This is a genomic window from Oenococcus oeni DSM 20252 = AWRIB129, assembly GCF_000372485.1.
GTDB lineage: Bacteria > Bacillota > Bacilli > Lactobacillales > Lactobacillaceae > Oenococcus > Oenococcus oeni.
Genome location: NZ_AQVA01000013.1, coordinates 37221 through 43547, shown reverse-complemented (window position 1 = coordinate 43547; position 6327 = coordinate 37221). Strand labels below are relative to the sequence as shown.

Genomic DNA, 6327 nt, shown 5'->3' with positions numbered 1-6327 from the left:
CATTTTTATTTATATGGAGAGAAATATGAATTTAGCTGAGAAGATAAATGTTGTCCGGGCGAGTGTGATGGGGGCAAATGATGGCATCATTTCAGTAGCTGGGATTGTTTTGGGTGTCTTTGCCGCGACTCAGGGTCGTACTAATGATAATTGGGTAATTTTTGTTGCCGGATTTTCCGGGACAATTGCCGGCATGATTTCGATGGCAGCTGGAGAATATGTCTCTGTACATGGGCAACGTGATGCCGAAAATGCTGCGATTGAAAAAGAAGAAATTGCTAATCAGGAATCTTTTAATCAACAAATTTCTTTGGTAAAAGATTTTTTAATTAAAGACGACATTTCAAAAGAACTCGCTCAAAGGGCTGCCAGCGAAATGATGAAGACCAAGCCGATTGAAACAGCTGTCCGCGTTAAACACGGATTTAATATTAGCGATAAAATAAATCCTTATCATGCCGCTTTGGCTTCTTTTATTAGTTTCCCGATTGGTGCTACCCTGCCAATGTTGGCAATTTTAATGGTTAACCGTTCTTATAAGGTTGCTTCGACCTATTTTGGGGTACTGCTTGCCTTGATAATTACTGGATATCTGGCTGCTCGGATTGGCAACAATGACCGAAAAAAAGGTATTACTAGAAATGTCCTTTCCGGTTTATTTACAATGACAGCTACATACTTAATTGGAAGGTTGCTGCATAAATGAAAAATTCCAAAAACAAGCAGACTTTAGAGCAGCGTTTAAACAAGATTAGAGCTGGTGTCCTTGGTTCCAATGATGGGATTCTAACGGTTGTCGGCGTTCTATTTTCAACGGCTGCAGCAACGAGTAATAATTTTTTAATTCTGGTTGCAGGCTTTTCCGATTTGTTATCCTGCGCTTTTTCGATGGCAGCTGGAGAATATGCCTCCGTCTCTGCGCAACGCGAGATCGAAAGAGCTGTTATTAAAATTGAACAAAGGAAAATTGATCGTGACAAAAATTATGCACGTAAAACGATCGCTAGAAACTACATCAGTTGGGGAGTTAACAGAGAAACTGCATATTTTATTGCTGATGAATTGATTCAAAAACATGAGATTGAGTCGCTTGTTTCCGCTAAATATACTTTAAAAATCGGCGAGTATGTAAATCCATGGGGGGCGGCTTTTAGCTCTTTGATTAGTGCTGCTTTGGGTGGTTTGTTTCCACTACTGGCAATGCTTTTATTGCCGGGCCATCTCAAATTTGCCGGAACAATCGTTGCAACGACTTTTGCTGTTGCTCTTACTGGAAGTTTGGCAGCCAAACTTGGCGAGTTTCATTTGCGGCCGGCAATTATTCGAAATATTGTGATCGGACTGATAACTGTTGCAATTCACTACTATATTGGAAAACTTTTTTGATTCTCAGGAGTGCTTATACGATAATTTAACTTGGGAAGTATTATAGGTTCAACAACCTATAATAAATAATTTCACGGTTTTTAATGATGCTGGGCTTTTGTTTCAGCAGATTTATGGCCTTTGGGTTATTACCAGATTTAAATTAAATTTGGTATTTCTTAATTTGTAAGGGGACGTTGAGCACTTATGGTTAGCAAATTCAAGCCAAAACAATTCAAACATGTTCTTGCCGCTGTTGATGACTCGCCTCAGGGTCAATCTGCGTTGAGTTTTGCAATTCATCAAGCTAAGGAAGATCATGCAAAATTAACAATCCTATCTGTCCTTGAAGAGGATGAACTGCCGGTGACAACGCGTTTGGACGCTAATGAAATGAGTCTGCTTCAAGATAGAATCGATAAAGCGTTAATGGATTACCAACAGATAGCCAAAAATTTTGGTTTAAAAAATGATCGAGTAGAAAAAATGTTCGCTCAAGGGGACAATGCCGGTGAAACAGTTGTCAAAGATGTTTTACCACATACTGATATCGATTTGGTCGTTGTTGGGGCACATTCAAGAACCGGATGGTCAAGCCATTTAGGCTCTCAAGCGAGTTACATTGCAAAGACCGCTCCTGTATCAGTGACAATAATTCGTGATAAAAAAATATCGGAAGATGAAGAAAAAATCGGTTTCTTGAATCGACAATAATTATTTACTCGTAATTTTAATAGGTTTTTTTGTATTTTAGGTAAAGTTGATTAATTTCCGGATTGCTAAGCATTTCTCTCGGGAAAAAGAAGCGTCGGTCGATTGATTCCTTTCCATTGATTGCTTCGACCAATGGACTCAATTTTGAAAGTTCGACCTGTTGACCATCGGGATAAACAAATTTAATTCCCTCTTCGCCGGTTTTTGGCGAATAACTCTCATAAGGAAGATCGGTTGCGTCATTCTCACCAGTATAATATTTCGGATCGAATCCACGATCTTTGATCTTCTTTCTAAGACTTGGAATGAGGTCTTTTGTTTTCTCATTGAGAACAATTGATTTGAGGGGTTTACGATCTAAGAATCTTTTGGACAAATCGGCCAGAATTTTATCATCGACTTTTTGCCAGATATTAAAGGCGGTATTAAAAACCGAATCATCCAAAGAAATGTAGTCTTGAATGTCTATTTTGTTTTTCAAAGCAAAAATCGGTCTAATAATAGGGAAGAAAATAGGATTATCCGGATCTTTATCAAATATATCCTGTGCCCGAATCAGAAGATTTTCCAAAACGACTTCCATTCCGCGTGAGACAGGGTGGAAATAAACCTGCAAATACATTTGATAACGGGAAATTACATAATCCTCAATCGAATGGACACCGGCGATATCAAAAGCGAAACCGTCTTTAATCGGCCGCATTAAGCGAAGAATTCTTTCGATATCATATCGACCGTATTCCGCGCCGGTATAATAAGCGTCTCTTAACAAATAATCCATTCGATCGGCATCCAGTTGCGAACTAATCAGTTGAACAACTCTTTTATCCGGATAGCTTTTTCCAATTACCGCTGCAACTCGCTCTGGAAAATCATTTGAAACAGTTTTCAAAATAGCATTCACTTCGGTGCTCGGATCGACAATAATTTTTTGAGTGAACTGTTCGTGGACAGTATCAAACAAATGCTCGAAAGTATGGGAATAAGCTCCATGGCCGACATCGTGAAGCAGAGCGGCAGCTTGAACCAATAAATCATTTTCATGATCCCAGTGTCTTTCATTAGCAAATTTTTCGTTGTCGTCAAGGGCTTGGATCATTCGTCGAGATATTTCATAAACACCCAGTGAATGTTGGAAACGTGATTGTTCCCCACCGTGAAAAACTGAATTGGCTACTCCAAGATGTTTAATCCGACGCAGACGCTGCATCTCGTGCGAATTAATTAAATCCAGAATAATCGAATCATCAACATGAATAAAACCAAGAATTGGATCTCGGAAGACTTTTTCAGAATTAAGAGTTGTCATTAATTAAATTTTAGACTATTATTGAACAACTGTATAATTTTAATGATGAGAGACAGTTTTAAATCGGCTATTAATATCAAAATTGCTTCGAAAATTGATCAAGCCGGCGAACAGCAGACAGTTAATCAAGCGGTTCAAGGGGACTTGCTTTTAAACGAAGATCATTCTTATACAATTCTTTATAAAATGGAAAATCATCTTATACGCTTGGAAGTTGCCCCAGAAAAAACCCGAGTTGTCTATTTTGGTCATGGCGGTAGAACGGTACTTGTATATGATGAAAAAATCGACCTGGCTGAATCAAAATACGCCTCTGATCAGGGAATTATAGATATGCTTGTTAAAACGGAGAATGTTGATTTCGATCAAGTCGATGCGACCGGTTCCTTACATATAGAGTATGAATTGTTTCAGGATAAGGATTCTTTAGGAAAATTCGATTTAACCTTGCAATTTTCACCAACGGTTAGTAAGATAGATTAGCATCCTAGACAGGAAAAGGAATATAGATGGTACTAAAAGATAACACAAAAGAACAAATTGCGGAATTTAGCAACATTGAATTAGCTCGTGAGATATTAAACGAAAAGCGCAAACAGACAAAATTCGTTGATTTGTTGGCTGCTCTTGAAAAGGTTCGCGGTGAAAAATTCGACGAACAAACAATTGTTCAGATTTATACAGATTTAAATGCTGATGGATCTTTTATCAGCATGGGTGAAAATGAATGGGCTTTGCGTTCTTGGTTTGCCATTGATTCAATTAACGAGTCGATTCATGAAGATCTCGATGAAGAAGACGAAAAGCCAAAGAAGAAACGCGGCAAGAAAGCTGCTGCAGTCGAAGACGATGTGATTGGTATCGACGATAGCGATGATGATGACGACGATGTGATCGATACTGATGATGACGAAGACTCTGACGATAGCGATGATGATGACGAAGACGATACCGATAGTTCAAATTCAAATGATTCTTCAGCTGGAAGCGATAGCGATGAAGGCGAAATTAAATTAAATACAAACGATGAAAGCCTTGATGTCCTGAAAGATAAAAATGATCTTGACGATTTGAGTGATGGAGACCAAGAGGTTTAATCAGATATCTTTAATTCCACTGATTTCAGTGGGATTTTTAAATTGGAAGACATTTTCAGCTTTCGTTTTCTGAATTCTTATTTTCAAGAAAGAGAGCTTGACGATTGTCAAACATACCTGTAATGTGAATAAGGGCGCTCTAATCGATAGAGCCAAGCTCCTAACCTAATAAGTCGGGAGTTTTTTTTATTTTATGACAGACAAGAAACAAACTAAATATATTTTTGTGACTGGTGGGGTTGTTTCTTCGCTTGGAAAAGGCATTGTTGCAGCAAGTCTCGGCCGTTTGCTCAAGTCTCGGGGACTGGCAGTGACCGTTCAAAAATTCGATCCTTATTTGAATCCGGATCCAGGTACGATGTCGCCTTATCAGCATGGTGAAACTTTTGTGACCCAGGATGGCGTTGAAACTGATCTTGATCTTGGCCATTATGAACGTTTCATGGATATTAATACCAATAAGTATTCTAATGTTACTTCGGGAAAGATTTATCAAGAGGTAATTGATCGTGAACGAACCGGTGACTATATGGGTAGGACAGTGCAAGTTATTCCTCATGTGACCGATGCCATCAAGGACAAGATTTTTCGCGGTGCAAAAGAATCCGAAGCCGATGTAATTATTACGGAAATTGGGGGAACGATCGGTGATATCGAATCGATGGCATTTATTGAAGCGATTCGGCAAATGAAAAAAGAAGTTGGATCGGACAATACTTTTTACATTCACGTTTCACTCGTACCTTTTTTGCGGGCAGCCGGTGAATTAAAAACAAAACCAACCCAACATTCCGTTCATGAATTGCGTGGAATGGGAATTCAGCCGGACATGATTGTTGTTCGTTCCGAAAAAGCGATTACCGATAGTATGAAAGAAAAACTTTCTGAATTTACCGATGTCCCAACCGAGGCAATCATTCAGTCGATTGATTCGGATGTTTTATATTCGGTTCCTTTGAATTTAGCCGCCCAAAACATGGATCAGGTTGTTTTGGAAAAATTAGGCCTTGGTAGCCAACCAAAAGCCAATCTTTCTCAATGGGGGGCTTTGGTTGACCGAATTCGTCATTTATCTAAAGAAATTAAGATTGCTTTGGTAGGGAAATATACTGATTTGCCGGATGCTTATATTTCGGTTCATGAAGCTTTAAAGCATGCCGGTTATGCGGTTGATTCCAAAATTACTTTGAAAAGTATTAATTCCGAGATGCTGACAGATAATAATGTTGCCGAAAAATTGGCAGGAATCGATGGTGTCATTGTTCCAGGCGGTTTCGGGCCGCGTGGGATTGAAGGTATGATTTCAGCGATTAAATATGCTCGTGAAAACAATATTCCCTTTTTTGGTGTTTGCCTGGGGATGCAGATGGCCTCTGTCGAATTTGCCCGCGATGCTGTCGGGATGTCGAATGCCAATTCGACAGAAATGAATCCTGATACTCCTTATCCGGTAGTTGGATTAATGGATTCACAAAAGAAAATCACAAAAATCGGTGGCACGATGCGATTGGGTTCCTACCCGGCAATATTGAAAGCCGGCACTAAGACGGCCGAAGCTTACAATAACGTTTCAGAAATTTCCGAGCGCCATCGTCACCGTTATGAATTTAATAACGATTATCGCGAACAGTTTGAAAAAGCAGGAATGGTTTTCGCCGGTACTTCTCCGGACAACTCTCTGGTAGAAATTATTGAATATCCTCAAAATGATTTCTTCATTGCTGTTCAGTACCATCCGGAATTTTTAAGCCGTCCCGACCGTCCAGAGGGACTTTATGCCGCTTTTATTCAAGCGGCTCTTGCATACGAGGAGAAGCTAAAAGACTGAAATCTAAAGGAATA

The 6327-nt window shown here is 39.3% G+C and carries 7 protein-coding genes; 6 read left to right on the top strand and 1 reads right to left on the bottom strand.

Features of this window, described 5'->3' with window-relative positions:
- The first annotated feature begins 25 nt into the window (after positions 1-25).
- From A3G9_RS0108505 to A3G9_RS0108495, 3 genes are all read left to right on the top strand, one after another.
- The gene (locus tag A3G9_RS0108505) at positions 26-706 is read left to right on the top strand and encodes a VIT1/CCC1 transporter family protein (RefSeq protein WP_002818299.1); all 681 of its coding nucleotides are present in this window, start codon (positions 26-28) and stop codon (positions 704-706) included.
- Positions 703-1386 carry a VIT1/CCC1 transporter family protein gene (locus tag A3G9_RS0108500; RefSeq protein WP_002818298.1) on the top strand — a complete coding sequence of 228 codons (684 nt, stop codon included), beginning with the start codon at positions 703-705 and terminating at the stop codon, positions 1384-1386. Before A3G9_RS0108505 ends, A3G9_RS0108500 begins: the two co-directional genes overlap by 4 nt.
- A 186-nt stretch (positions 1387-1572) precedes the next feature.
- Positions 1573-2079 (top strand): universal stress protein, encoded by a 507-nt coding sequence (locus A3G9_RS0108495; protein WP_002819661.1) that lies wholly within the window; start codon positions 1573-1575, stop codon positions 2077-2079.
- Between the two features lie 16 nt (positions 2080-2095).
- Here the strand turns inward: A3G9_RS0108495 and A3G9_RS0108490 are convergent, their stop codons facing one another.
- Entirely contained in the window at positions 2096-3388 is a 1293-nt protein-coding gene (locus tag A3G9_RS0108490) for an HD domain-containing protein (RefSeq protein WP_002819659.1), read from the bottom strand.
- 42 nt (positions 3389-3430) lie between these two features.
- Between A3G9_RS0108490 and A3G9_RS0108485 the strand changes: the two genes are divergently transcribed.
- The 3 genes from A3G9_RS0108485 (at position 3431) to A3G9_RS1000000110140 (ending at position 6313) form a co-directional block, all read left to right on the top strand.
- Positions 3431-3871 (top strand): YwiB family protein, encoded by a 441-nt coding sequence (locus A3G9_RS0108485; RefSeq protein WP_002819658.1) that lies wholly within the window; start codon positions 3431-3433, stop codon positions 3869-3871.
- A gap of 26 nt (positions 3872-3897) precedes the next feature.
- Complete coding sequence (rpoE, locus tag A3G9_RS0108480; protein ID WP_002817721.1) at positions 3898-4485, top strand: DNA-directed RNA polymerase subunit delta; 588 nt, start codon at positions 3898-3900, stop codon at positions 4483-4485.
- Between the two features lie 193 nt (positions 4486-4678).
- Complete coding sequence (locus tag A3G9_RS1000000110140) at positions 4679-6313, top strand: CTP synthase (RefSeq protein ID WP_002821425.1); 1635 nt, start codon at positions 4679-4681, stop codon at positions 6311-6313.
- The last annotated feature ends 14 nt before the right edge of the window (positions 6314-6327 follow it).